We start from the raw sequence: 22,009 nt of genomic DNA on the forward strand, positions 1-22,009 counted from the left end.
GCCTTCATGAACGTCTTCTGGACCCGCTTTGCCGTCTTTGGCGCCCTGATGGGCATCATCACGGCATGCCTGTATGTGTTCGCCAATCAGGTCATCGCGCTGGCTGTGCTCAGTGCGATGTTGTTGGCGATGCTGCTCTATTACGTCTATCAGATTCAGCGCCTGTGGCGCGTGCTGGATTCGCCGGCCTATGGCGAGATCCCCAGCGCGATCGGCCTATGGGGCGAGGTCTACTATCGCCTGCACCGGCTGGTGAAGGGCTGGCGCATGCAGGTGCTGCAGGTGGAGCAGCAGCACAGCCGCTTCATCCAGGCCATCCAGGCGTCACCAAACGGCGTGCTGATGCTGGATGCCGAAGACCAGATCGAATGGTGCAACGCCGTGGCCGAGGAGCACTTCGGCCTGTCTGCCAAGCGTGATCTGCGCCAACGCATTACCCACCTGATCCGCCGACCCGAGTTCGTGCGCTATCTGGCGCGCGGCGAGTTCGAGGAGCCGCTCACCATGCATGACGTGGGCCCGCACAAACAAAGCATCGTCTCTGCCCAGATCCTCCCGTATGGCGAGGATCGCAAGCTGCTGGTGTCGCAAGACATCACCAAGCTGGAGAACACCGAGGCGATGCGGCGTGATTTCGTCGCTAACGTCTCGCATGAACTGAAGACGCCGCTGACCGTGCTCTCGGGTTTTCTGGAAACCGTGCGGGATATTCCACTGCCCGAAGAAGACAAGAAGCGCTACCTCGACATGATGCATACGCAAGCCATGCGCATGCAGCACCTGGTGGAAGACCTGCTGGCCCTGGCCACGCTGGAAGGTAATTCGGAGCCGCCTTCGCTTGCGCCGGTGCCGATGCAGCGCATGATGCTGCAGCTTCAGCACGACATCGAAGCGCTTTCTGCCGGACGGCACACCGTCAGCATGTCGTGCGATCCGACAGTCAGCGTGTGTGGAGCGGAGTTGGAATTGCTGTCGGCCTTCAGCAACCTGGCGTCCAACGCCGTGCGCTACACGCCGGAGGGCGGCAAGATCCATCTTGATTGGGGTGTGAGGGATGGCCACGCCGTCTACTCCGTCACGGATACGGGCATCGGCATTGCAGCCGAACACATCCCGCGCTTGACGGAGCGCTTCTACCGCGTGGACCGCAGCCGTTCACGCGATACGGGCGGCACGGGCCTGGGCTTGGCGATCGTCAAGCATGTGCTCTCGCGCCACGGCGGTGAATTGCAGGTGACCAGCGAGCACGGCAAGGGCAGTACGTTCCGCGCGGTGTTTCCGCCCGAGCGGACGGTGGTGCGCAGCGCCAGCGTGAGCGACGAACGCGCGGCCTGAACGTCGTTCACCTAAACAAAAACGCACGCCGTTGAGCGTGCGTTTTTTGTTTACCAAACCGGGACTGCGCTAGCCGGCCGAGATTTCCACCGGCGCGCGCACGGTCGGTTCCGCGGCGGTAGCGGCCGCCACGGCAGCTGCCGTTTCCGCCGCTGCTGCCGCCTGCGGTGAGAAGTGGTTCAGCAACTCCAACTGGCTGATGCGCACGTGCTTGCCGCGCGTTTGACGCTGCACGTAGGTACCGTCCGATTGCATGACCCACGCCGAGGCGTTGTCGCGCAGATGCACCTGCAGGCTTTCCTTGATGACGCGTGCCTTGAGCTTACGATCGAGCACCGGAAAGGCCACTTCAACGCGGCGGAACAGGTTGCGGTCCATCCAGTCGGCGCTGGAAAGGTAGACCACTTCCTCGCCGCCGGCATGGAACGCATAGACGCGGTGGTGTTCCAGAAAACGCCCCACGATCGAGCGTACGCTGATGTTCTCCGACAACCCTGGTACGCCCGGCTTGAGCGCGCACACGCCGCGCACAATCAGGTCGATCTTCACGCCCGCGCGCGACGCCTTGTACAGCTCATCGATGATGGTCGGCTCGAGCAGCGCGTTCATCTTGCCGATGATGCGCGCACGTTTGCCTGAGCGCGCGGCGCGGGCTTCTGCGCGGATATGCTCGACGAGGTTCTCGTGCATCGTGAACGGCGAGTGCCACAGATGATGCAGCTTGACCTGCGCGCCCGTGCCCGTGAGCAGCTGGAACACGTTGTGCACGTCTTCGCAGATCTGCTCGTTGGCCGTCATCAGGCCGAAGTCGGTATAGAGGCGGGCGGTCTTGGGGTGGTAGTTGCCGGTGCCAAGATGCGCATAGCGGCGTAGCTTGACGGCTTTGCCCTTGCCCGAGACTTCACGGCGCACTACCAGCAGCATCTTTGCGTGGCACTTGTGACCGACCACGCCATACACGACGTGCGCGCCTGCGGATTCCAACTGGTCCGCCCAGTTGATGTTGGTCTCTTCGTCAAAGCGCGCCAGCAGTTCGACCACCACCGTGACTTCCTTGCCGTTGAGTGCCGCCTTGATGAGCGCTTCCATCACCGGCGATTCATTGCCAGTGCGGTACACCGTCTGTTTGATTGCCACCACGTCTGGGTCGCGCGCGGCCTGCTGCAGCAGTTCCAGCACGGGGGTAAAGCTCTCGTAGGGATGGTGCAGGAGGATGTCGCCCTGGCGAATGGCGTCGAATACGCTCGAGCTGTTCGCCACCTGCTTGACCGTCGCCGGTACGTGCGGCGGATACTTCAGGATCGGCTTGTCCACCAAGTCGGGCACCTGCAGCAGGCGCACCAGATTCACCGGACCTTTCACACGGTAGCAGTCGGCCTCGCTCAGGCCAAACTCCTGTAGCAGTCGGCGCACCAGCGCGGGCGAGGTGTCGTGCGCGAGTTCCAGGCGCACTGCATCGCCGAAGTGGCGGGTCAACAATTCACCCTGGAGCGCCTCGCGCAAATCGGTGATTTCGTCTTCCGATACGAACAGATCGGAATTGCGCGTGACGCGGAATTGATAGCAGCCATGCACGTCGATCTGCGGGAACAGCTCGTGAACAAAGCCCTGCATGAACGACGACAGCAGCACGAACCCATGCGGATACCCCGACAGTTCCGGCGGCATCTGCACCAGGCGGGGCAGGGCACGCGGTGCCTGCACGATGGCGAGTTCGGCTTCGCGCCCAAAGGCGTCCTTGCCCGACAGTTCGATGATGAAGTTCAGGCTCTTGTTGAGCACGCGCGGGAATGGGTGCGCCGGGTCCAGCGCCATCGGCGTGAGAATCGGCACCAGCTCATGCTGGAAGAAGTTGCGGCACCACGCACGCTGCGCTTCGTTCCAGTTGGTGGTCATGTGGAAGAAGACGCCTTCCTTCTCCAGCAGGGGCAGGATCTCGTCCTGCAGCATGGCATACTGTTGCGCCACAAGCCGCCGCACCTGCTCCGTTACCACCCCAAACGCCTGCTGTACCGATAGCCCATCCGGCGTCATCGACGAAGGGTTGTCGCGCATCTGTTCCTTCAACCCGGCGATGCGGATTTCAAAGAACTCATCCAGATTGCTCGACACGATGCAGATGAACTTCAGCCGCTCCATCAGCGGTACCCCCGGGTCGGCCGCCTGGGACAGCACGCGGGCGTTGAATTCCAGGATGCCCAGTTCGCGGTTGAGCAGGTCGCCGGCGGGCAGGGTGGACATGTTGCGTTCAGACGGATGACGATCCGGCCACTTTTTCATAGTTGGGTGTCAAATTTGTGACACATTGAAATTGTCATGTTCGGGACACAATAGAGACATATTTTGTTGCGCATTGTTTCGAACGACAATAGTCGCGCCCCCGATTCCGCTTTTTACCTGTTCCCGTTTCCATTCATGAGTCCCACCCCCCGTCTGCTGGCCGCTGTCGACATGGGTTCCAACAGCTTCCGGCTGATGATCGGCCGCGTCGACGAAACCGTCACCGCCAGTGGCGCCAGCAGCAGCCAGATCTTCCAGGTTGATGCGCTGCGCGAACCCGTGCGTCTTGCCGCAGGCCTGACGCAAGACAAATACCTGGACCAGCCCGCGCGCCGCCGCGGCGTGGACGCGCTGCGCCGCTTTGGCGATCGCCTGCGCGACTTCGCTCCCGAACACGTGCGCGCGGTCGCGACCAACACGCTGCGCGTGGCCAAGAACGCGCAGGAATTCCTGATCGAGGCGGAAGCCGCGCTCGGTTTTCCCATTGAAGTGATTGCCGGTCGTGAAGAAGCGCGTCTGATCTACCTCGGCGCCTCGCACGATGCGCCAGCATGCCAGGGCAACCGCCTGGTCGTCGACATCGGTGGCGGCTCGACCGAGTTCATCATCGGCAACGGGTACAAGCCCAAGCTGATGGAATCGCTGTATATCGGTTGCGTGTCGCACAGCCGCCATTTCTTCCCGAATGGCAATGTGGACGAGTACGCGATGAAGCAGGCGGAGCTTGCCGCGCGTCGCGAGATCCAGGTGCTGGTGCAGCAGTACCGTACCGCGGGCTGGAACCAGGCGGTGGGCTCGTCGGGCACGGCGCGCGCGCTGGCGGAGCTGATCGAGCTCAACGGCTTCAACGACAAGGGCACCGACCACGGCATCATCACGCGCGAAGGGCTGGAGCGGCTCAAGCGCGCACTCGTCAAGGTGGAGAACACCAATCGGCTGAAGCTGGCGGGCCTGAAGGCGGATCGCATTCCTGTACTGCCGGGCGGGCTCTCGATCATGCTGGGCGTGTTTGCCGAACTCGACATCGACCGCATGGACGTGACCGACGGCGCGCTGCGCCTGGGCGTGCTGTATGACCTGCTCGGCCGTACGCACCACGAAGACATGCGCACGGTGACGATCGAGCAGTTCATGCGCCGCTACAACGTGGATCGCGCGCAGGCGCACCGCGTGCGCGATGCGGCGACGTCGCTGCTGTCGCAGTTTCCTGATCCGCCCGATGAGCGCCGTGAGGACAACCTCGCGTTGCTGGGCTGGGCTGCGAATCTGCATGAGATCGGCATGAGCATCTCGCACGGCGGTTACCACAAGCACTCGGCTTATATCGCCAGCCATGCGGATATGCCAGGCTTTTCCAAGACGGATCAGGCGCGCCTGGCCACGCTGCTCCTGGGGCACGCCGGTAAGCTGGGCAAGCTTTCGGGCGGGGGCAAGTTCCTCGATTGGCGGATGCTGTTCAGCCTGCGCCTGGCGTTTGTGCTGTGCCGTCGGCGTGGTGCGATCCAGCTACCCGAGCTGCGCGTGCGCCATAGCGAGGGCGAGCTCAACGAAGGCGGCTTCGAAGTGGAGCTGCCCAAGAGCTGGATCGAGCAGAACCCGCTGGTGGAATACAGCCTCACGAAAGAAGCCGACGAGTGGCAGCGCATTGGTCGCCGCTACAAGGTGGTCTACGTGTAAGCGGATCGTCGTTACGACGCTCCAAAACAAAACGGCCCGGTGTGATTCGGGCCGTTTGCTTTGGTGCGGGTGTTTTCAGCCGCGCAGGAAGTGGCGGGCGTAGCGCGGGTTGATGTCCGATAGGCGCAGCAGCGTGAGGAAGTCGGCGACGTTGAAGTCGGGGTCCCAGGCCGGTGCGCCGCAGATCTGTGCGCCCAGACGCAGGTAGCCTTTGACCAGCGCGGGCGGCTCGACTTCGAGATTCTGGTTCAGCTCATCTACCGGCAGCGGCACACGCGGGAAGGCGTGGTACTCAATCGGCGCCAGCGAGCCGTCGTCGACAAAGCTGCGATACAGGCTCGCGGCAAAGTGCCCACCGTCGCCCATCGACACGCTCGCGCAGCCCAGCATCGATTCAAAGCCGTAGCGCTGCATGTATTCGCCCAGGCCGGCCCACAGCGCCATGATGACGCTGCCCGAGCGGTAGTCGCGGTGCACGCACGAGCGGCCCAGTTCAACCATCTTCGGGCGCAGGTGCGTCAGACGCACGAGGTCGAATTCGGATTCGGAGTACAGGCAGCCGATCTGCTTGGCGGCATCCGGGCGCAGCACGCGGTAGGTGCCGACCACACGCAGCGTCTTCTGGTCGCGCACGATCAGGTGATCGCACACGGCGTCGAACATGTCGACGTCCAGCTCGGCGTGGGCCGAGGGCAGGCGGGCGCCCATTTCCTCGGCAAAGACTTTGTAGCGCAGGCGCTGCGCTTCGGTCACTTCATCCTGATGGCGCGCCCACGAAACGGCCAGAACAGGTTTGTCACGCGTCGGAACAGCGTCGGGTGAGCGAGGAAGGCCCCTCCGAGCGTTGCCCAAATTCAGGCTCGGCAGTGCGTCGATCAACGGCTGGGTGGGCGTCGGCAGGTCTCGCATTCGTGTATCCCCCAAGGGTGGCCAGGGTTGGCTTTCGGGGGCGATTCTAGAGACGCCACATGACAGATCAGCGACAAAAGCGTGTCAAACGTGACCGTTACATGAATTTTGCGTGTCGTTAGCGTGACAAGGCCAATATGTCACACAAGGTCCGGATTGACCACCGCGCGCAGCACGGTCTGGGCTTCGCCTTCGCGCACGCGGCGGCACAACCACCAGACACCGGCTTTCTTCACGCTCCAGTCCATTTCGGTGCCCGCGATCAACAGGCTGGCCAGGCGGCCGATCCACGGCTGGTGCCCGACAAGCAGCAGGTTCGTGTTCGATGGCCAATCGATGGCGGCAAGGATCTCGCTGACATCCGCGCCCGGGGCGATTTCCGGCAGCGTGTGGAAATGCTCGGTGAGGGCGCGTGCGGTTTGTTGTGTGCGTACGGCCGGGCTGGCGATCACACGTGTGCCCTCGGGCAGGCGAGGACGGAGCCACGCGGCCATTTTTTCGGCTTGCTTCTCGCCGCGCTTGGTCAGTTCTCGCTGGAGGTCGGTGTTGCGCTGAATGCGCAGCGGCGCGGCAATGTCTTCGGCTTCGGCGTGGCGCCAGAGGATGAGGTTCATGGAGGACTGGTCGAGCGGTGCGTCAATGCTGTCGTTATAGCACCGACAGATGACACTACCGGTCGCGCAGGTTCCGCCCAGGGCCGCACAAAGCAAAACGGCCTACGTTTATCACGTAAGCCGTTTTGTTTGCTGCTGAATGCTGGTCGGAGCGGAGAGATTCGAACTCCCGACCCACTGGTCCCAAACCAGTTGCGCTACCAGGCTGCGCTACGCTCCGAAGCCGGCGATTGTACCGCTTCCGCAACACGCCAGTCAAATAAACGTTCTGGCGATCAATCCGAGTGCCACCACGCCAGCAAATGCGGCGAAGCCTTGCTGAAGCGCCGGGCCCGCCAGATGCTGCGCAAAGCTGCGGCCGAGCAGCATGCCCGCGAGCGCGCCCACCGCGAATGGCAGGGCGATCTGCCAGTCGACATGTCCACCGAGGGCCGAGGCGACCACGCCACCGGTCAACACCAGCGCAATCACCGCCAGCGACGTGGCGACGATGGTTTGCATCGGTAGGTCGGTTGCGCGACGCAATGCCGGCACGATCACAAAGCCGCCGCCCACGCCTAACAGCCCCGACAGAAAACCCGCGCCCACGCCGGATGCGGCCAAGGCGCGCGCGCACGGCAGCGTCCAGATGAGTTTGGCGGTGGTGGTGTCGAGATGGCAGGGCGCCGATGCGCGTTGCGACGATTCCGCATCGGCAGACACGCCGCGCGCCTGACGGAACATTCGCACCGCCACGTAGCCGAGCACCACGGCAAACAGCACCGTCAACGGCGTGTTGGGCACGCGATGCGCCACCCAGATGCCGAGCGGTGAAACCGCGACGCCGCACAGTGCCATCAGTCCTGCCGCCTTGTAGCGGACGCGGCCCTCGCGCAGGCCGAGCACGGCGCCCAGCCCGGCCGAGAGGCCTACCGCCAGCAGCGCAATCGGCGCGGCTTGCGACACCGTCAGATGCAACCCAAAAATCAGCAGCGGCACCGCCACGATGGCACCGCCTGCACCCGTCAGCGCCAGGATGAGCCCCACCACCGAGCCCAGCACCGCGCTGATGAGCCAGCCTGCTTCCAGTGGAGACACGTTCCGCGCTCCGGTTACTGGACGCGCTTCATGACCTTGCCGCAGTACAGGTCCGAGAGCGTTTGCATGATCTGGATGACCTCGAAACTGGCCAGGCGGTAGTAGATGTACTTGCCTTCGCGGCGGGTGGCGACGAGGCCCTCGTCACGCAGCACACCAAGCTGTTGCGACAGGCTCGGCTGGTGCAGGCCGACCAGGGCTTCCAGCTCGCCCACGTTGCGCTCGCCCTGGGTGAGCTGGCAGAGCAGCAGCAGGCGGTCTTCGTGGGCCATCGCCTTGAGCACGGCGCACGCCTGAGAGGCAGAAGCGCGCAGCATGGAGATGGCCGCTTCGGGCAGCGGGGTCACTTCGGTGGGGGCAGGGGTCGGATCAGTCATCGGGCGGGAGGCGCAATTTGGACGCTTGGCAGAACGCAATATCTGGCGATATTCTATAAAAATATAGATTGTTTGCGGAAGCCCTCCATGCACGCTCAGATCGAACCCTTTTTCGACCCCGATACCTGCACGATGACGTACGTGGTCCACGCCGGGCCCGGTACGCCTTGCGCCGTCATCGATTCGGTGCTCGATTACGACCCGAAGTCGGGCCGCACGCGCACCGAATCGGCGGATCGCGTGGCGGCGTTCATTGAGGCGCAAGGCTTGAAAGTCGAGTGGCTGCTGGAAACGCACGCGCACGCCGATCACCTGTCGGCCGCGCCGTACCTGCGTGGGCGCTTTGGCGGGCGCATCGCCATTGGCGAGCGCATTCGCGTGGTGCAGGGGGTGTTCAAGCCGATCTTCAACCTGGAGCCCTCGTTCCAGCTCGATGGCTCGCAGTTCGACCACCTGTTCGCGCCGGATGAGGTGTTCCGCATTGGCGAGATCGAGGCGCAGGCGCTGGCGGTGCCGGGCCATACGCCGGCCGATATGGCGTACCGCGTGGGTGATGTCGTGTTCGTGGGCGATACGCTGTTCATGCCGGATGTCGGCACCGCGCGGTGCGATTTCCCCGGCGGCGATGCCAGCACGCTGTACCAGTCCATTCGCCGCTTGCTGGACTTGCCGCCTGACACGCGGCTCTACATGTGCCACGACTATCCGCCCAATGGCCGCGAGGCCATGAGCCACACCACCGTGGCGGAACAGCGCCGGGCCAACATCCACGTGCGCGATGGCGTGACCGAGGCAGAGTTCGTGCAGATGCGCACTCGGCGCGATGCCACCCTCGGCATGCCCACGCTGATGCTGCCGTCCATTCAGGTGAACATCCGCGCGGGTGCGCTGCCGCCGGCGGAGCCCAACGGCGTGCAGTACCTGAAGATTCCGCTGAACGCGCTCTAAACCCGCGCCACGCCATCAAGGCGCACGCAGGGCAACGCGCGCGGCTGCCATGACCTCGCGGCTCAGGCCATCCAACAGCGCGGACGCCGCACGTGCGTGCTGCCAGTGCAGCGGCACATCCAGCGGTGTGTCGGGCACCAGCTCGACGAGCGAGCCGTCTTCAAGATGAGGCGCGATCAACGCTTGCGGATGCAGGCCCCAACCCATGCCGGCCAGTGCGGCTGTCACAAAACCCTGCGATGAGGGCAGCGTGTGGTGCGGCAGTTCCACATGCCGATGACACAAGCGCCGCGCCCAGCGGGCCTGCAGTTCGTCCTTGGTGTTGAACAGCAGGCTGGGCGCCTGCGCCAGCGTGCCGGCACCCACACCATCGGCGAAATGGCCTGCCATGAAGGCTGGGCTGGCCGCTGCCACATAGCGCATGGCCCCCAGTGGACGGCTGTTGCAACCTGCGGCGGGCCGCGCGGTGGCCGTCACGGCAGCCAGCACTGCGCCGCTGCGTAGCCACTCCGTGGTGTGGTCCTGGTCATCCACCGCCACCTCCATCAGCACCGGTTGTTCCGCGGCGAAACGCGCGATGGCCGGCGCGAGCCACGTGGCCAGGCTGTCGGCGTTGACGGCAATCGGCAGCGCGACGCGCGCCACACCTTCCGGCGCGAGCGTCGGCAGGGTCGTCTGCAATTCCTGTTCGAGCAGCCGTACGTGGTCGACGTGCTGGCACAGGCGGCGCCCGGTCTCGGTGGCGCGGCAGGGCTGGTCGCGCACCACCAAGGCACAGCCGATGCGCTCTTCCAACAGGCGAATGCGCTGCGAAATGGCCGATGGCGTGACATGCAGAGCGCGCGCTGCACGCTCAAAGCTGCCTTCGCGCACGACTGCGGCCAGTGCAGAAAGGGCGGCGTAGTCCAGCATGGCGTAAGTTTTTCTTAATCAGGTGAAGAATAGATAGTTTGTCTTCATATGGTGCGGCGGGCAAGCTGTACGCATGACAACTGCCATCCACTCCCTTCCACACATGTTTCCTGTCTTTCTTCAAGGCCTGACACTGAGCCTCGGGCTGATCGTGGCCATTGGTGCGCAGAATGCATTCGTGCTGCGCCAGGGTTTGCGCCGTGAGCACGTTGGTAGCGTGGTGTTGTTTTGCGCCTTGGCCGATGCGCTGCTGATCAGCGCAGGCGTCCTCGGGATGGCACAGGCGCTGGGCGACCGGCCTGGGCTCGCGCGTGCGTTGGCGTTGGCTGGCGCGGCATTCCTGTTGATGTATGGCTGGCGGGCGCTGCAGCGTGCGCGGCAATCCAGCCAGTTGCGGGCCTCCCAAGGCGGCGATGGCCTAAGCCGAGTGGCTGCGCTGACGCAGGCGGCGGCCTTCACGCTATTCAACCCGCACGTCTATCTGGATACCGTGCTGCTGGTGGGCAGCATCGGCGCCCAGCAGGCGGCAGCACTGCGCGGGTGGTTTGTGGCGGGGGCGAGTTCGGCCAGCCTGTTCTGGTTTGCTTCGCTGGGCTTTGGTGCGCGTTGGCTTGCGCCCTGGTTTGCGCGGCCACGAGCGTGGCAGGTGCTGGACGGGTTGATTGGCGTGACGATGTTGGTGTTGGCAGCGCTGCTGTTGCGTCATGCACTCGCGGGTTTGTGAGCGCGCGAGCCTGCGCTATATTTCGCCCCTTCCGCCGCTGGCGCATCTGGCCATTCCATGCAGGACATCGCGAAAGACACACTGCACCAGTTCCTGGTGACGCATTTCGACCTCGTCGTCGACCCGGTTGAGCGAGGCCAGGCCCGCACCTATTTTCTCGGGCGCGTGGTGTGGCATCCGTCTACCACGACGCGCATTCTGCATGTCCAATACGGCGACGATGATTGCGTGCGCCATATCCGGCTGTGCGTATCGTCGGACAACAACAATAGCGTGCTGATGCGCGCGCCGATCTCTCTGCAAGACTTGCAGCAAGCGGTAACGGACGAGATCGCGCGATACACGTCGCGCACCATGCATAGCATGTCTCGCTGACACGCGGTTCTTACTCCTCCACCTCGCTGCGCACCATCAGCACCGGCTTGTTGGTCTTGCGGACAACGCCTTCGGCCACGCTCCCCATCAAGAGGTGTTTGAGCCCACGTCGGCCATGCGTGCCGAGCACGATGAGGTCGGCGCCCGTTTCGTTGGCCTCGCTCACGATGGTGGCGGAAATCTGTCCTGCGGCAACGGCGTGTTCGAGCAGCTTGGTGAAGTGCTTGATACCGGCGGCCTCGAGTTTCGTGGCGGCGTCGGACAGCGTGTCGCGACCATAGGCGGTGACGCGTTCTGCGTAGGTAATGGCGTCGAAGCCGACCATATCGATGGCCGCGTCCGTGGTGTCGGCTACGAACAGCGCCTCGACTTCCGCGCCGGTGGCCTTGCCCACGACAATCGCTTGATGCAGCGCCAGTCGCGAAGCATGGCTGCCGTCAATGGCGAGCAGGATACGTTGGTACATGGCGGCCTCCCAAGTGTGTGCGGACCCATGCCGCATGTTTTCAGCGTAGGCGCGGCGGTGGCGCGCCCATTGATGCACATCAATCGTCTTGGCGCGCCACGCGCAGTACGGCGGCGCCGGCTACGCGGCCCGCGCGCAAGTCATCGAGCGCGACGTTGGCGTCGCGCAGCGGATACGGTGTGACGTGCACCTGCAACGGCACCTCGGCCGCCACGCGCATCAGCGCGAGACCATCCGCGCGGGTCAGGTTGGCGACGGACATGAGCTTGCGTTCCTCCCACAGCAACCGGTATGGGAACGCCGGGATGTCGCTCATGTGGATGCCGCCGCAAACCACCACGCCGCCCTTGGTCACGGCCTGTAGCGCCTGCGGAACCAGCGCGCCGACCGGCGCAAAGATCAACGCGGCATCCAGGGGCTCGGGCGGGGCCTCGTCGCTGGCGCCGGCCCAGCACGCGCCGGTCTCTAGGGCGAGCCGCTGGGCCGCGGTGTCGTTGGCTCGTGTGAAGGCGAAGACTTGGCGTTGCTCGGCAACGGCGATCTGCGTGATCAAGTGCGCGGCTGCGCCAAAACCATAGATGCCGATCCGGCCAGCATCACCGGCCATGCGCAAGGTGCGGAACCCGATCAGCCCTGCGCACAGCAGCGGGGCCGCGTGTGCGTCGTCGTAGCGCTCGGGGATCGGCAGGCAGTAGCGTGCATCGCAGACCACGTATTCGGCATAGCCACCATCGCGCGTGTAGCCGGTAAAGGCGGGGCGGTCGCACAGGTTTTCCTGCCCACGCAGGCAGAAGGGGCAGGCGCCGCAGGTCCGGCCGAGCCAGGGCACGCCAACGCGTTCTCCCGGTGCGGGAGCGGTCACGCCGGGGCCACACGACTCCACGGTGCCAACGATTTCATGGCCGGGGATCAGCGCCGATTTAGGGTGCGCAAGTTCGCCATCGACGATGTGCAGGTCTGTCCGGCAGACACCGCAAACCGATACGGCAATCCGCACTTCACCCGGCCCCGGCACCGGCTTGGGGACGGTGCGCAGTGCCAACGGCGCCCCCGCGTTCTGGAGGACCATGGCTTGCATGGATTCAGGCATGGATGTCTCCGGTAGCGGCTCATGTGTTGAGTATGGTCGAGTGGTGTCCGGCCGTCGCTTGAGGTGGCGTAGGCAACTGCGCTGCGTCAAACGGCAGGGGCATCCGGCGCGCATACTGAATCATCGAATGGACGCGGCCACGCAGGTGATGTCTTCGTTACTGTCGTTCTCGGTTGCGCTGGGGCTGGGGTTGGCGATTGGCCTGGAGCGCGAGCGCAGTCACCCCGGCACGGCGGAACTGACCGCCGGCATGCGGACGTTTGCCATTGCTGGTCTGGCGGGCGCGATTGCCGCCAGCCTGCCGATTCCGCTTGCCTTGCCGATGGCGCTGCTGGCGGTGACGGTGTTGGCTGCGCTGAGCTATCACCACTCCGCGCAGCAAGACCCAGGTGTGACCACCGAAGTGGCGCTGGTGGCCACCACCTTGCTGGGGGCCTACGCGGTGGTTGCCCCTGACATGGCCGCGGGCCTGGGCACCGTATTGCTGGTGCTGTTATATGCCAAGGCCGCCTTGCATCGGTTTGCCCGCACCGTCATCACTCAGCGTGAACTGGCTGACCTGCTGACGCTGGCCGTGGCCGCGCTACTGGTGTGGCCCGCCATTCCCGATCGCCCCATGGGGCCGCTGCAGGTGTGGAACCCGCACACGCTGTGGCTGGTGGTGCTGCTCGTCATGGTGACAGGCAATGCGGGACACCTGGCGGTGCGGTGGCTGGGCAGCCACATCGGGTTGCCGCTGGCCGGGCTGTTCAGCGGATTTGCCTCCAGCGTGGCGACCATCGCCACCATGGGCGGGCGGGCGCGGGCGCAGCAGGCGTCTGTGGAAGGTGCGGTTGCGGCTGCGCTGATGTCCAACGTTGCCACGCTGGTCCAGATGGCCTTGCTTGTCGCCGCGGTCAATGTTGCGTTGCTCAAGCTGCTGGCGGTGCCATTGATCGTCGCCGGAGTGGGCGTTGGCGCGTGGGTCGCCTTCTGGGTGCTGCGTGATCGCAGCGCGCCTCAGGCAGAGGAAGACAGCGCGACCTCGTCGATTGACTGGCGCATCGCCATCGGCTTTGGAGGGTGGACCGCTGCACTCTTGCTGGTGACGGCCTTGGCAAAGATGTGGTTTGGATCGGCGGCTGTGGCTGCCGTGACCCTGTTGGGTGCCCTGGCAGATGTGCATGCCGCCACGGCCTCCATTGCCGCGCAGACGACCAATGGCACCCTTGCGCCCCCGACGGCCAGCCTGCTGATCATGCTGGCCCTGACGGTCAATACGCTGGCCAAGCTGGTGGTGGCACTCAGCGGCGGCAAGGGCTATGCAACCCGTGTTGCCATCGGCCTGCTGACCATGGTGGCCCTGGGTTGGGCCGGCTTTCTGGTTTCGGGGTGATCAATCCCGGCCGATGCCCAGCACCCAATAGAGCGGGCAGATGCGAATCGCGCCCGTCACCAGCGGCACCAGTCCAAGCCAGCCAACCCACGCCGGCACCTTGCCGAACGCCGCCAGCAGAATCATGGCGATGCCGATCAGGATGCGGACCACGCGATCGGGGGTTCCAACATTGGGCAGCATGATGTGCTCCTCGTCGTGAAAAAGAAGACGCGCTAGACCGTCAGCTGCGACGGTGTGCTTGAAGCCGGTTCGGCACAGCGGTCGCGGCCCAGGATGCCGGCGAGCAGCGTCCATTCGCCGCCCATCGCGCGGATGGTGTCATCCAGCGTGAGCATGCCGATCAGCCGTTGCTGCGCGTCGATCACCGCCAGCCGGTGCAAGCCATGGCCCATCATCGTGCGCAGCGCCTCGCTGATCACGGCATGGCCCTGGATGGTCAGCACGCCGCGCGTCATGGCCTGCGCCACCGTGGCGCGGGAGCAATCGTCGTGGTCGGCGATACCGTGGACCACCATGTCGCGGTCGGTGACGATGCCCGCTACGCGCGTGCCGGTGGCCGTTTGCTCGGTCACGAACAGCGCACGCAGACCCTGGTCCCGCATCATCCGGGCGGCTGTCTGCAGCGTCGTCGACGCCGAAACGTGGACGATGCGGCGCGAGCAAATCTCGTCAACCCTCATGCTGGACTCCGTTGCACATTCGTTTTCACTATAAGGACGGGGCACTATCGGGTGTTGATCCCGCACAAGGTGTGAGGCCCCTGCGACGCGGCTTTTCCTGGAGCGGGCGTCGCGGCAAATAGGCGGATGAGTCTAGCGGGCGTCGCATCTTGCCCATTGAGGCAGATCAAGCGAGCACCACACCCCGGCGCCGGGGCAAACGCTGATGTAAATCAAGGGGCCACCGCGCAGTTGATCCAACATGGAAGCAGACAAACTGAGGCCCGCAAGCTGACCCCCGCGCGCGGCCCGGTTGATATGGAGGCTCACCATGTACGACAGGATCCTGGTGGCGTTGGATGGCAGCGAAACCGCCGATCGCGCCCTCGACCAGGCCATCGAGCTTGCGCGCAAGCTCGATGCAGAACTGGTCATCGCTCACGTCATTGACAACAGCTACCTCAAGTACGACGTCGGCTATATCGACGTGCGCGGTTTTACCGAAGCGCTCATCGACCAAGGCAAGCAGATTGTGGTCGCCGGCCGCGCCAAAGCCGAAAAGGCTGGGGTGCGCGTCAAGACGATGGTGGTGGACGACCCCATCGGCACGTTCGACATGGGCTACGCCATTGAACAGGCGGCCCACGATGTGGATGCCAAGGCCATCGTGCTCGGTACCCACGGCCGGCGCGGGTTCCGGCGAATGCTGCTGGGCAGCGTGGCCGAGGCCGTGGTGCGGCAGAGCCGGTTGCCGGTGCTGCTGGTGCGTGCCGTTGAGGCGCAAACCGAGCACGAGGCAACGCAGCCGCTCTCCAACGTCGTGATTGCCTAAACGCTAAGGAGTGGACATGACTTATGCCAGCGTGATGGTGCATCTGGATGCCAGCGAAGGCGCCGTGCACCGCCTGCACCTAGCCATGCAGTACGCCCGCGCACACCACGCCCGGTTGATCGGCGTGTATGCCAGCTTTATGCCGAGCCCCAGTTGGTTCTACATGATGGAAGGCGCAGCGCGATACCTGGAGGAAGACCGCCACCGCCGCGACCGCGTGCGGGATGTCGTGCACGCGAACTTTCGTGACGCCACGGCAGCGTTGGGTGAGCAAGCGGAATGGCGTGCTGTAGAGGGCGATCCGCTTGCACTCGTGCTGCGCGAGGCGCGTGAGGCCGATCTGCTGATCGTCGGCCAGCGCAACCCGGATGACCAGACTGGCTTTGTTGCAGCCGATTTTGTCGAAACGCTGATTCTCGAATCTGGGCGGCCCGTGCTGGTGGTGCCCTACGCCGGGCGGTTTACGGAGGTGGCGCAACGGCTGCTGGTGGCATGGAGCGGCGGGCGGGAGTCTGCGCGCGCGCTGCACGATGCGCTGCCGTTGATGCCGGGTGCCAGCGTACGCGTGTTGCAGATGCTGGGCGAACGCCCGCCACACTGGGCCGAAGACACCACGGTCGGCCAGGTCGCCCGCGCGCTCAAGGTGCACGGCATTGATGCGACCGTCGAAGAGGTGCGCTGCGTAGAGTCGGATGTGGCGATCGGCGAGATGCTGCTCTCGCGCGCCGCCGACAGCAACGCCGATCTGATCGTGATGGGCGCCTACGGCCACAGCCGGCTGCGCGAGCTGGTGCTGGGCGGGGTCACCCGCACCTTGCTGGCCACGATGACGGTGCCGGTGCTGCTGTCCCACTGAGCGCGCGCGTGAATCGAAGGAGCGCACCATGAAAGGCGACATCGTACTCAAGCACGATGTGGAGGAAGAACTGGAATGGGATCCGGCCGTACAGGACGACCGCTTTGCCGTGCGCGTCAAGGACGGTGTGGTCACGCTGACTGGCAGCGTCAACACGTTTGCCGACAAGGCCGCTGCTGAGGACGCCGCCCGGCGTGTGGCGGGCGTGACGGCGTTGGTCGTGCACGTGGATGTACGCGTGCCGCCAGACATGCGCCGCCCCGACGAAGAGATTGCCCAGGCCATCTGCGCCGCGCTGCACTGGAACACCTCCGTGCCCGAGGGCGCCGTGGCGGTGACGGTCGACGACGGCGCGGTGACCTTGCGCGGTGAGGTTGACCAGGATTTTCAGCGTCGTGCCGCCCTGGACACCGTGCGCCGGGTGCGCGGCGTTCGGGCCGTCGCCAACGCGCTCACTTTGCGTGGCGCCGTGGGCCCCACGGATCTGACTGCCCGCATCACGAAGGCGCTGGAGCGTCAGGCTGTATTGGAGGCGGCGCGGGTGCATGTGTCGGTGGCGGACGGTACGGTCACGCTCACCGGGGCGCTGCGCAATCTCAACGAGTGCCGTGCCGCGCGCGAGGCTGCGTGGGATGCGCCCGGCGTGCGGGCCGTCATCGACCATCTGTGGGTGAAGTCCTGACCGCGTCGATCGCGTGCCCCGAATTTCGCGCCCGAGTTGCTTGCCTGGGAGTTCGTCATGAGCAGAACATTGATCATCTATTACTCGCGCACCGGCACCGCTCGCCTGGTGGCCGAACTGATGGCCGCGCAGAGCGGCTGGCAACTGACGGAGGTGACGGACGCTCGCCCGCGTGCCGGTTTTCTTGGCGACGTGCGATGCGTGATCGAAACCGTGTTGGGCAAGCGCGCGCCGTATCGCTATGAAGGGCCCGACCTCGGCTCGTTCGAGCAAGTCGTGGTCCTGGCGCCGATCTGGATGGGCCATCTTGCCGCGCCCATGCGCGATTTCCTCAAAGACCAGACACCGCTGCCGGGGCACCTGTCGGTGGTGTGCGTGATGGCGGCGCGCGGTGCGTTTCGGGCCGTGGAGGAGATCGCGCAGATCACCTCGATGATTCCCTCGCCAGTGTTGGCACTGTGTCAGCGCGATGTGCTGACCGGCCTGTCGCACGAAGAGGTGGCCGGCTTTGTCGAGCAGGTGAGGGTGGCAGGCCAGTGGGGGCAGGTGCGGCGGCGCCCGGCGTGGCTCTCGCCCTCCGAGGCATGACGCGGCACATGACGGCAGACCCGCATGACAAGGAGAGGGGCATGACCCACTTGACCGACGCGCAATGGCAACGGCTCAACGCGTTGCTCGATGAACACGAAGCACGCGCGCGGCGCCAGCTGGCCAGCGCCATGTCCAGTGCACCGCCGCCGATGGCGCAAGAGCCATTTCAGAACGTTGACTTGGCCGAGCGCGAAAGCAGCGAACTGGCGGGCGACATCATGCAGACGCACTACCGGCACGAGCTGGTCGAAATCGACGCCGCGCGCGAGCGGATGCGCCGGCACGAATACGGCGTGTGTGCGGACTGCGGCGAGCTCATCCCGTTTGCCCGGCTGCAAGTGCAGCCCACCGCGTTGCGCTGCCTCGCTTGCCAATCGGCACGTGAGCGTCACTGGACCTGAGGCGCGTGAACGCCAGGCAAGCAAACCAACAAGGCAAGGAGACCGCCATGAAAAGCGACCTGGGCATCAAGCGGGATGTCAGCGACGAACTGGTCTGGGAGCCAGCTGTGGACGCAGCCTCCATTGGCGTGGAGGTCGATTACGGGGTCGTCACCCTGACGGGCCATGTGCACAGCTACACCGAAAAGCTGGCTGCTGCGCACGCCGCAGAACGCGTGGCCGGCGTGCGCGGCGTGGTGCAGAAGATCGAAGTACGGTTGTCCGGCACGCATGCCGATGAAGACATCGCGCAGGCTGCACGTTCCGCACTGGAATGGCATGCAAGTGTGCCGTCCGACCGCATCGAGGTGCTGGTGGAAAACGGCTGGGTAACGCTGTCAGGCGAGGTCGACTGGCCTTATCAGAGCGAACTGGCCGCGCGTGCGGTCGGCACGCTGCGAGGTGTGGGCGGGCTCATCAACCGGCTGAAGATCAAGGCGCGGCTGGTGCCGACCGATGTGTCGCAGCAGATCGGCGCTGCGCTACGGCGGCATGCCGAGCGCGAAGCCAGCCACATCCAGGTATCGGTGCAAGGCGGTACCGTCACGCTGAGCGGGCGCGTGGACTCTGCTTCGGAGCGGCGCGCCGCCATGGGCGCGGCATGGTCCGCGCCCGGCGTGACGGAGGTCATCGACCATCTGCAGCTTGGCGGTTGAAAGCGGGTTGCGCAGGCGCAATCGGCCGATGACGCGGTTACAGCGCGCTGAGCGCAGCGGCATCCAGCAGGGCGATCCGCTTGCCTTCCACCGTGATCCAGCCTTCGCGCTGGAAGCGTGACAGCGCGCGGCTGACGGTTTCCAGCTGCATGCCGAGATAGCTGCCGATTTCATCGCGCGTCATGCGCAGCGTGAAGCTCGACGGCGAATAGCCGCGCGCTTGCATGCGCGACGACAGGTTCAGCAGGAAGGTCGCCACGCGTGCCTCAGCGGTCAGGCCGGCCAGCAACAGCATCAGGCCGGATTCCCGCACGATCTCTTCCGCCATCAGTTGATGCAGGCGGTGTTGCAGCGGGCGGATGTCTTGGCACAGGTCTTCCACGCAATGAAACGGCATGGAGCAGACGGTGCTGTCTTCCAGGGCAATGGCGTCGCAGGTGTGCTTGTCAGCGGCAATGCCATCTAGGCCGAGGGTTTCGCCCGACAACTGAAAACCCGTGACATGACTCGAACCGTTGGGGTGCGATACCACCGTCTTGAACGAGCCGGAGCGCACGGCGTAAATGGCGTGGAAGGTGTCACCGGCGCGGAACAGCGTCTCGCCTTTGCCGACCTTGCGCCACGTGTGGACCATGCGCTCCAGTTGCATGCGCTGTGCCGTCGGTACGGCGTTGGTCAGGCAGGCCCAGTGCATCACGCAATTGGCGCATTGGCTTTGCAGCGCCGGGTCCATCGGGGCCGGGGCGTGAATGTCACGCACCAGCTTGAGCTGGGCGACGGGGGCAGGGCGGCCCACTTTTGCTTGGGGGCGGGCTTCGACTGCGTTGGGCATCATGACGGCCTCTCCTGAGGGGGCGAACAGGTTGCGGTTTCCGATCGCCGCTTATCTGGCTGTCCCGGTGTCCGTATATGGGAAGTATCTGAAAGTGCGGCATCCGGCGAAATCAGGGTGCGCTGAGAGTCGTGTCGGCGCGCGCCGTGTGCTTGTCAGGGAACCCTGACAGCCGGCTGCCGTTTGGCGACGCATCCATCACATTGTCAATTCCCATTGAGGATCAGATGGATTAATGTGACGGCATCTTTGTCTGGTGGGGCCGGCATTCATCCATGAACCAAGAGGGACAAACCGGGCATTCCGGGCATTCGGCAGCCGCAGGGCGCAGACGCCTGCTGCAGTTGCATTCCACGCCGGCCGAACTGCTGGCCGGGGGGCTGGCGGTTGTGCTGCTGTTTGTCTCGGCGGCGTGGCTGGCTTCGGTCGCCATTCCACGCGTGCGCGGGGCGGCCATCCTGCTGCTGGCCATCGCTTGTCTGGCTGCCGTGCTGGCGCTCACGTTCTACTGGTTCCGGCTGCGCATGCTGCGCGCCACCGTCACCGACTATCTCGCCTACCTGGAAAAGAGCGAGGCCCGGCTGGCGGGCATCATCCGCTCGTCCATGGAGGCGATCATTTCGGTGGACGACGCGCAGCGCATCGTCCTGTTCAACCCGATGGCCGAAACGCTGTTTGGGTGTCCCGCCAGCCACGCCATTGGCCGCCCGCTGGCCGATTTCATCCCTGAGCGATTTCGCCATGCACACGAGGCCCATGTGCGCAGGTTTGGCGTGACAGGCGTGTCGGAGCGCCAGATGGGCCGCCAGCGTGCCTTGTTTGCTCTGCACGCGGACGGCCGCGAATTCCCCATCGAGGCGTCCATCTCGCAGATCGAGGACAGCGGCGCCAAGCTGTATACGGTGATGCTGCGCGACACCACCGAGCGCATGCGCGCCGACGCCGCACTGCGGCGCTCGCAGGAAGAGTTGCAGCACTTGTCCGACAGCATCCTCGCTGCGCGCGAGGAGGAGCGTCGCCGTATCGCCCGGGAATTGCACGACGATCTGGGCCAGCGCCTGAGCGCGCTGAAGATGGATATCTCGCTGCTGGCGGCCGATCTTCAGGCGGCCGGCACGCCGGGCACGCTGACCGCGCAGACGACGGCCATGCAGCGCGTGATCGACGAGACCATTGCCGCCGTGCGCCAGATTTCCGCCGACTTGCGCCCGCCGTTGCTGGATGAGTTGGGCCTCGTGCCGGCCATTGAGTGGATCGCCAAGAACGTGCGCCAGCGCTTCGGCCTGATCATTCAGGTGCGGGCCGAAGAGGTGTCGATGGACGAACACTCGGCCATTTCAGTGTTCCGTATCGTGCAGGAGGCGCTGAACAATGTGGTGCGCCATGCCGATGCCACCCGCGTGGACATCCACTTCGGGCGCCAGGGCGACATGCTGGAACTGACCATTCAAGACAACGGCCGCGGCTGGAGCGGCGCACCGCCCGCGGAAGGTGCGCGCCGGCCGCTCGGCCTGCTCGGGATTCGCGAGCGGGCGCGCCAACTGGGTGGCCAGGCCACGACATCGCATGCGCTCGACGCTGGGTTCCGGCTGACCGTGTGTTTTCCTGCCAACCAAGTTTTGACTGAGGAGAGCCGTTCATGATCCGCGTGATGATCGCCGACGATCACGCCGTGATGCGCGACGGCGTGCGCCACATCCTGGAGCGCGCCGGAGATTTCGAAGTGGTGTGCGAAGCGTCCGACGGCACGCAGGTTCTGCAACTCGTGCGCGAGCATCAGCCCCGGGTGATCGTGCTGGATTTGTCCATGCCAGGCCGCAACGGGCTGGAGTTGCTACAGCAACTGCGTGCCGATCACCCCGGTGTGCGGGCGCTGGTGCTGACCATGCACGCGGAAGAGCAGTACGTTGCGCGGGCATTCCGCGCCGGCGCGGCGGCGTATCTGACCAAGGAAAGTGCTGCGACCGAACTGGTGACGGCGCTGCAGAAGGTCGCCAGCGGAGGTACCTACGTCAGCCCGGCCATTGCAGAAAAACTGGCCCACAGCCTGGGCGAGGCCAGTGAAGAAGCGCCCCACACGCGCTTGTCCGACCGTGAAATGGAGGTCTACCGCCGGCTGGTGCAGGGCGAGCCGTTGACCGACATTGCCACCAGCCTGTGCGTCAGCGCCAAAACCATCAGCACGTACAAGATGCGGCTGATGGACAAGCTGCAGCTTTCCAGCGAAGCGGCCCTCGTGCGCTACGCCATTCGCCACCAGCTGTTTTCGGACGAAGACACGCTGTAGCCGACCCGCGCT

At 64.9% G+C, this 22,009-nt stretch carries 25 protein-coding genes and 1 tRNA gene; 14 read left to right on the top strand and 12 right to left on the bottom strand.

Going from position 1 to position 22,009, the window contains the following annotated elements; all coding sequences use genetic code 11:
* Positions 1–6 precede the first annotated feature (6 nt).
* A complete protein-coding gene (gene phoR, locus ACS7SF_RS16605; protein ID WP_439890767.1) occupies positions 7–1,335 on the top strand; it encodes a phosphate regulon sensor histidine kinase PhoR in 1,329 nt (442 codons plus the stop codon).
* 69 nt (positions 1,336–1,404) lie between these two features.
* On the opposite strand, the gene ppk1 is transcribed toward phoR, so the two are convergent.
* Positions 1,405–3,576, bottom strand: a complete 2,172-nt coding sequence (gene ppk1 / locus ACS7SF_RS16610) for a polyphosphate kinase 1 (RefSeq protein WP_439890768.1) — start codon at positions 3,574–3,576, stop codon at positions 1,405–1,407.
* A gap of 174 nt (positions 3,577–3,750) precedes the next feature.
* On the opposite strand from ppk1, the gene ppx reads away from it, so the two are divergent.
* Positions 3,751–5,292, top strand: coding sequence for an exopolyphosphatase (gene ppx, locus ACS7SF_RS16615; protein WP_439890769.1), 1,542 nt, complete (start codon positions 3,751–3,753; stop codon positions 5,290–5,292).
* Positions 5,293–5,367: 75 nt separating this feature from the next.
* Here ppx and ACS7SF_RS16620 read toward each other — a convergent pair whose 3' ends face one another.
* From ACS7SF_RS16620 to ACS7SF_RS16640, 5 genes are all read right to left on the bottom strand, one after another.
* Positions 5,368–6,201, bottom strand: coding sequence for a GNAT family N-acetyltransferase (locus ACS7SF_RS16620; RefSeq protein WP_439890770.1), 834 nt, complete (start codon positions 6,199–6,201; stop codon positions 5,368–5,370).
* A 140-nt stretch (positions 6,202–6,341) separates the two neighbouring features.
* Positions 6,342–6,815, bottom strand: coding sequence for a phosphohistidine phosphatase SixA (sixA, locus tag ACS7SF_RS16625; protein ID WP_366172489.1), 474 nt, complete (start codon positions 6,813–6,815; stop codon positions 6,342–6,344).
* 143 nt (positions 6,816–6,958) lie between these two features.
* Positions 6,959–7,035 (bottom strand) — tRNA-Pro (locus ACS7SF_RS16630).
* Between the two features lie 35 nt (positions 7,036–7,070).
* Entirely contained in the window at positions 7,071–7,892 is an 822-nt protein-coding gene (locus ACS7SF_RS16635; protein WP_439890771.1) for a sulfite exporter TauE/SafE family protein, read from the bottom strand.
* Between the two features lie 14 nt (positions 7,893–7,906).
* Positions 7,907–8,269: a metalloregulator ArsR/SmtB family transcription factor gene (locus ACS7SF_RS16640; protein ID WP_439890772.1), complete on the bottom strand. Its 363-nt coding sequence runs from the start codon at positions 8,267–8,269 to the stop codon at positions 7,907–7,909.
* A gap of 87 nt (positions 8,270–8,356) precedes the next feature.
* Here ACS7SF_RS16640 and ACS7SF_RS16645 point away from each other — a divergent pair, with 87 nt between their 5' ends.
* Complete coding sequence (locus ACS7SF_RS16645; protein WP_439890773.1) at positions 8,357–9,217, top strand: MBL fold metallo-hydrolase; 861 nt, start codon at positions 8,357–8,359, stop codon at positions 9,215–9,217.
* 15 nt (positions 9,218–9,232) lie between these two features.
* Here ACS7SF_RS16645 and ACS7SF_RS16650 read toward each other — a convergent pair whose 3' ends face one another.
* Positions 9,233–10,129 carry a LysR family transcriptional regulator ArgP gene (locus ACS7SF_RS16650; protein WP_439890774.1) on the bottom strand — a complete coding sequence of 299 codons (897 nt, stop codon included), beginning with the start codon at positions 10,127–10,129 and terminating at the stop codon, positions 9,233–9,235.
* A 73-nt stretch (positions 10,130–10,202) separates the two neighbouring features.
* Here ACS7SF_RS16650 and ACS7SF_RS16655 point away from each other — a divergent pair, with 73 nt between their 5' ends.
* Both ACS7SF_RS16655 and ACS7SF_RS16660 read left to right on the top strand, forming a co-directional pair.
* Complete coding sequence (locus tag ACS7SF_RS16655; protein ID WP_439890775.1) at positions 10,203–10,853, top strand: LysE/ArgO family amino acid transporter; 651 nt, start codon at positions 10,203–10,205, stop codon at positions 10,851–10,853.
* Between the two features lie 57 nt (positions 10,854–10,910).
* Positions 10,911–11,228: a hypothetical protein gene (locus tag ACS7SF_RS16660; protein WP_439890776.1), complete on the top strand. Its 318-nt coding sequence runs from the start codon at positions 10,911–10,913 to the stop codon at positions 11,226–11,228.
* Between the two features lie 10 nt (positions 11,229–11,238).
* Here the strand turns inward: ACS7SF_RS16660 and ACS7SF_RS16665 are convergent, their stop codons facing one another.
* Together ACS7SF_RS16665 and ACS7SF_RS16670 are read right to left on the bottom strand one after the other, a co-directional pair.
* Positions 11,239–11,694 (bottom strand): universal stress protein, encoded by a 456-nt coding sequence (locus ACS7SF_RS16665; RefSeq protein ID WP_439890777.1) that lies wholly within the window; start codon positions 11,692–11,694, stop codon positions 11,239–11,241.
* A gap of 79 nt (positions 11,695–11,773) precedes the next feature.
* On the bottom strand, positions 11,774–12,784 hold the full coding sequence (locus ACS7SF_RS16670) for a zinc-dependent alcohol dehydrogenase family protein (RefSeq protein WP_439890778.1): 1,011 nt from the start codon (positions 12,782–12,784) through the stop codon (positions 11,774–11,776).
* Positions 12,785–12,911: 127 nt separating this feature from the next.
* On the opposite strand from ACS7SF_RS16670, the gene ACS7SF_RS16675 reads away from it, so the two are divergent.
* Entirely contained in the window at positions 12,912–14,159 is a 1,248-nt protein-coding gene (locus ACS7SF_RS16675; protein WP_439890779.1) for an MgtC/SapB family protein, read from the top strand.
* Here the strand turns inward: ACS7SF_RS16675 and ACS7SF_RS16680 are convergent, their stop codons facing one another.
* Both ACS7SF_RS16680 and ACS7SF_RS16685 read right to left on the bottom strand, forming a co-directional pair.
* Complete coding sequence (locus ACS7SF_RS16680; RefSeq protein ID WP_439890780.1) at positions 14,160–14,342, bottom strand: YgaP family membrane protein; 183 nt, start codon at positions 14,340–14,342, stop codon at positions 14,160–14,162. It abuts the gene before it with no gap.
* Between the two features lie 32 nt (positions 14,343–14,374).
* Positions 14,375–14,842 carry a CBS domain-containing protein gene (locus tag ACS7SF_RS16685; protein ID WP_439890781.1) on the bottom strand — a complete coding sequence of 156 codons (468 nt, stop codon included), beginning with the start codon at positions 14,840–14,842 and terminating at the stop codon, positions 14,375–14,377.
* Between the two features lie 310 nt (positions 14,843–15,152).
* Between ACS7SF_RS16685 and ACS7SF_RS16690 the strand changes: the two genes are divergently transcribed.
* Genes ACS7SF_RS16690 through ACS7SF_RS16715 form a run of 6 tightly spaced genes read left to right on the top strand, consistent with a single transcriptional unit; the run spans position 15,153 to position 18,878 of the window.
* Positions 15,153–15,653 carry a universal stress protein gene (locus ACS7SF_RS16690; protein WP_439890782.1) on the top strand — a complete coding sequence of 167 codons (501 nt, stop codon included), beginning with the start codon at positions 15,153–15,155 and terminating at the stop codon, positions 15,651–15,653.
* 16 nt (positions 15,654–15,669) lie between these two features.
* Complete coding sequence (locus ACS7SF_RS16695) at positions 15,670–16,509, top strand: universal stress protein (RefSeq protein WP_439890783.1); 840 nt, start codon at positions 15,670–15,672, stop codon at positions 16,507–16,509.
* 28 nt (positions 16,510–16,537) lie between these two features.
* Entirely contained in the window at positions 16,538–17,191 is a 654-nt protein-coding gene (locus ACS7SF_RS16700; RefSeq protein ID WP_439890784.1) for a BON domain-containing protein, read from the top strand.
* 57 nt (positions 17,192–17,248) lie between these two features.
* Positions 17,249–17,779: a flavodoxin family protein gene (locus ACS7SF_RS16705; protein WP_439890785.1), complete on the top strand. Its 531-nt coding sequence runs from the start codon at positions 17,249–17,251 to the stop codon at positions 17,777–17,779.
* A 41-nt stretch (positions 17,780–17,820) separates the two neighbouring features.
* Entirely contained in the window at positions 17,821–18,183 is a 363-nt protein-coding gene (locus ACS7SF_RS16710) for a TraR/DksA family transcriptional regulator (protein WP_439890786.1), read from the top strand.
* A gap of 47 nt (positions 18,184–18,230) precedes the next feature.
* Entirely contained in the window at positions 18,231–18,878 is a 648-nt protein-coding gene (locus ACS7SF_RS16715) for a BON domain-containing protein (RefSeq protein ID WP_439890787.1), read from the top strand.
* A 37-nt stretch (positions 18,879–18,915) separates the two neighbouring features.
* Here ACS7SF_RS16715 and ACS7SF_RS16720 read toward each other — a convergent pair whose 3' ends face one another.
* Positions 18,916–19,710: a helix-turn-helix domain-containing protein gene (locus tag ACS7SF_RS16720; protein WP_439892785.1), complete on the bottom strand. Its 795-nt coding sequence runs from the start codon at positions 19,708–19,710 to the stop codon at positions 18,916–18,918.
* Between the two features lie 275 nt (positions 19,711–19,985).
* On the opposite strand from ACS7SF_RS16720, the gene ACS7SF_RS16725 reads away from it, so the two are divergent.
* Positions 19,986–21,353, top strand: coding sequence for a PAS domain-containing sensor histidine kinase (locus tag ACS7SF_RS16725; protein WP_439890788.1), 1,368 nt, complete (start codon positions 19,986–19,988; stop codon positions 21,351–21,353).
* Complete coding sequence (locus ACS7SF_RS16730; RefSeq protein ID WP_439890789.1) at positions 21,350–21,997, top strand: response regulator; 648 nt, start codon at positions 21,350–21,352, stop codon at positions 21,995–21,997. Before ACS7SF_RS16725 ends, ACS7SF_RS16730 begins: the two co-directional genes overlap by 4 nt.
* Positions 21,998–22,009 lie beyond the last annotated feature (12 nt).

This window comes from Ralstonia sp. 25C (genome assembly GCF_051904805.1).
Taxonomy (GTDB): Bacteria; Pseudomonadota; Gammaproteobacteria; order Burkholderiales; family Burkholderiaceae; genus Ralstonia.

Excerpts from the sequence above, each read along its gene's own strand:
- phoR (WP_439890767.1), top strand. The coding sequence starts at position 7 with ATGAACGTCTTCTGGACCCGCTTTGCCGTCTTTGGCGCCCTGATGGGC.
- ppk1 (WP_439890768.1), bottom strand. The coding sequence starts at position 3,576 with ATGTCCACCCTGCCCGCCGGCGACCTGCTCAACCGCGAACTGGGCATC.
- ppx (WP_439890769.1), top strand. The coding sequence starts at position 3,751 with ATGAGTCCCACCCCCCGTCTGCTGGCCGCTGTCGACATGGGTTCCAAC.
- ACS7SF_RS16620 (WP_439890770.1), bottom strand. The coding sequence starts at position 6,201 with ATGCGAGACCTGCCGACGCCCACCCAGCCGTTGATCGACGCACTGCCG.
- sixA (WP_366172489.1), bottom strand. The coding sequence starts at position 6,815 with ATGAACCTCATCCTCTGGCGCCACGCCGAAGCCGAAGACATTGCCGCG.
- ACS7SF_RS16640 (WP_439890772.1), bottom strand. The coding sequence starts at position 8,269 with ATGACTGATCCGACCCCTGCCCCCACCGAAGTGACCCCGCTGCCCGAA.
- ACS7SF_RS16645 (WP_439890773.1), top strand. The coding sequence starts at position 8,357 with ATGCACGCTCAGATCGAACCCTTTTTCGACCCCGATACCTGCACGATG.
- ACS7SF_RS16650 (WP_439890774.1), bottom strand. The coding sequence starts at position 10,129 with ATGCTGGACTACGCCGCCCTTTCTGCACTGGCCGCAGTCGTGCGCGAA.
- ACS7SF_RS16655 (WP_439890775.1), top strand. The coding sequence starts at position 10,203 with ATGACAACTGCCATCCACTCCCTTCCACACATGTTTCCTGTCTTTCTT.
- ACS7SF_RS16660 (WP_439890776.1), top strand. The coding sequence starts at position 10,911 with ATGCAGGACATCGCGAAAGACACACTGCACCAGTTCCTGGTGACGCAT.
- ACS7SF_RS16665 (WP_439890777.1), bottom strand. The coding sequence starts at position 11,694 with ATGTACCAACGTATCCTGCTCGCCATTGACGGCAGCCATGCTTCGCGA.
- ACS7SF_RS16670 (WP_439890778.1), bottom strand. The coding sequence starts at position 12,784 with ATGCCTGAATCCATGCAAGCCATGGTCCTCCAGAACGCGGGGGCGCCG.
- ACS7SF_RS16675 (WP_439890779.1), top strand. The coding sequence starts at position 12,912 with ATGGACGCGGCCACGCAGGTGATGTCTTCGTTACTGTCGTTCTCGGTT.
- ACS7SF_RS16680 (WP_439890780.1), bottom strand. The coding sequence starts at position 14,342 with ATGCTGCCCAATGTTGGAACCCCCGATCGCGTGGTCCGCATCCTGATC.
- ACS7SF_RS16685 (WP_439890781.1), bottom strand. The coding sequence starts at position 14,842 with ATGAGGGTTGACGAGATTTGCTCGCGCCGCATCGTCCACGTTTCGGCG.
- ACS7SF_RS16690 (WP_439890782.1), top strand. The coding sequence starts at position 15,153 with ATGTACGACAGGATCCTGGTGGCGTTGGATGGCAGCGAAACCGCCGAT.
- ACS7SF_RS16695 (WP_439890783.1), top strand. The coding sequence starts at position 15,670 with ATGACTTATGCCAGCGTGATGGTGCATCTGGATGCCAGCGAAGGCGCC.
- ACS7SF_RS16700 (WP_439890784.1), top strand. The coding sequence starts at position 16,538 with ATGAAAGGCGACATCGTACTCAAGCACGATGTGGAGGAAGAACTGGAA.
- ACS7SF_RS16705 (WP_439890785.1), top strand. The coding sequence starts at position 17,249 with ATGAGCAGAACATTGATCATCTATTACTCGCGCACCGGCACCGCTCGC.
- ACS7SF_RS16710 (WP_439890786.1), top strand. The coding sequence starts at position 17,821 with ATGACCCACTTGACCGACGCGCAATGGCAACGGCTCAACGCGTTGCTC.
- ACS7SF_RS16715 (WP_439890787.1), top strand. The coding sequence starts at position 18,231 with ATGAAAAGCGACCTGGGCATCAAGCGGGATGTCAGCGACGAACTGGTC.
- ACS7SF_RS16720 (WP_439892785.1), bottom strand. The coding sequence starts at position 19,710 with ATGCCCAACGCAGTCGAAGCCCGCCCCCAAGCAAAAGTGGGCCGCCCT.
- ACS7SF_RS16725 (WP_439890788.1), top strand. The coding sequence starts at position 19,986 with ATGAACCAAGAGGGACAAACCGGGCATTCCGGGCATTCGGCAGCCGCA.
- ACS7SF_RS16730 (WP_439890789.1), top strand. The coding sequence starts at position 21,350 with ATGATCCGCGTGATGATCGCCGACGATCACGCCGTGATGCGCGACGGC.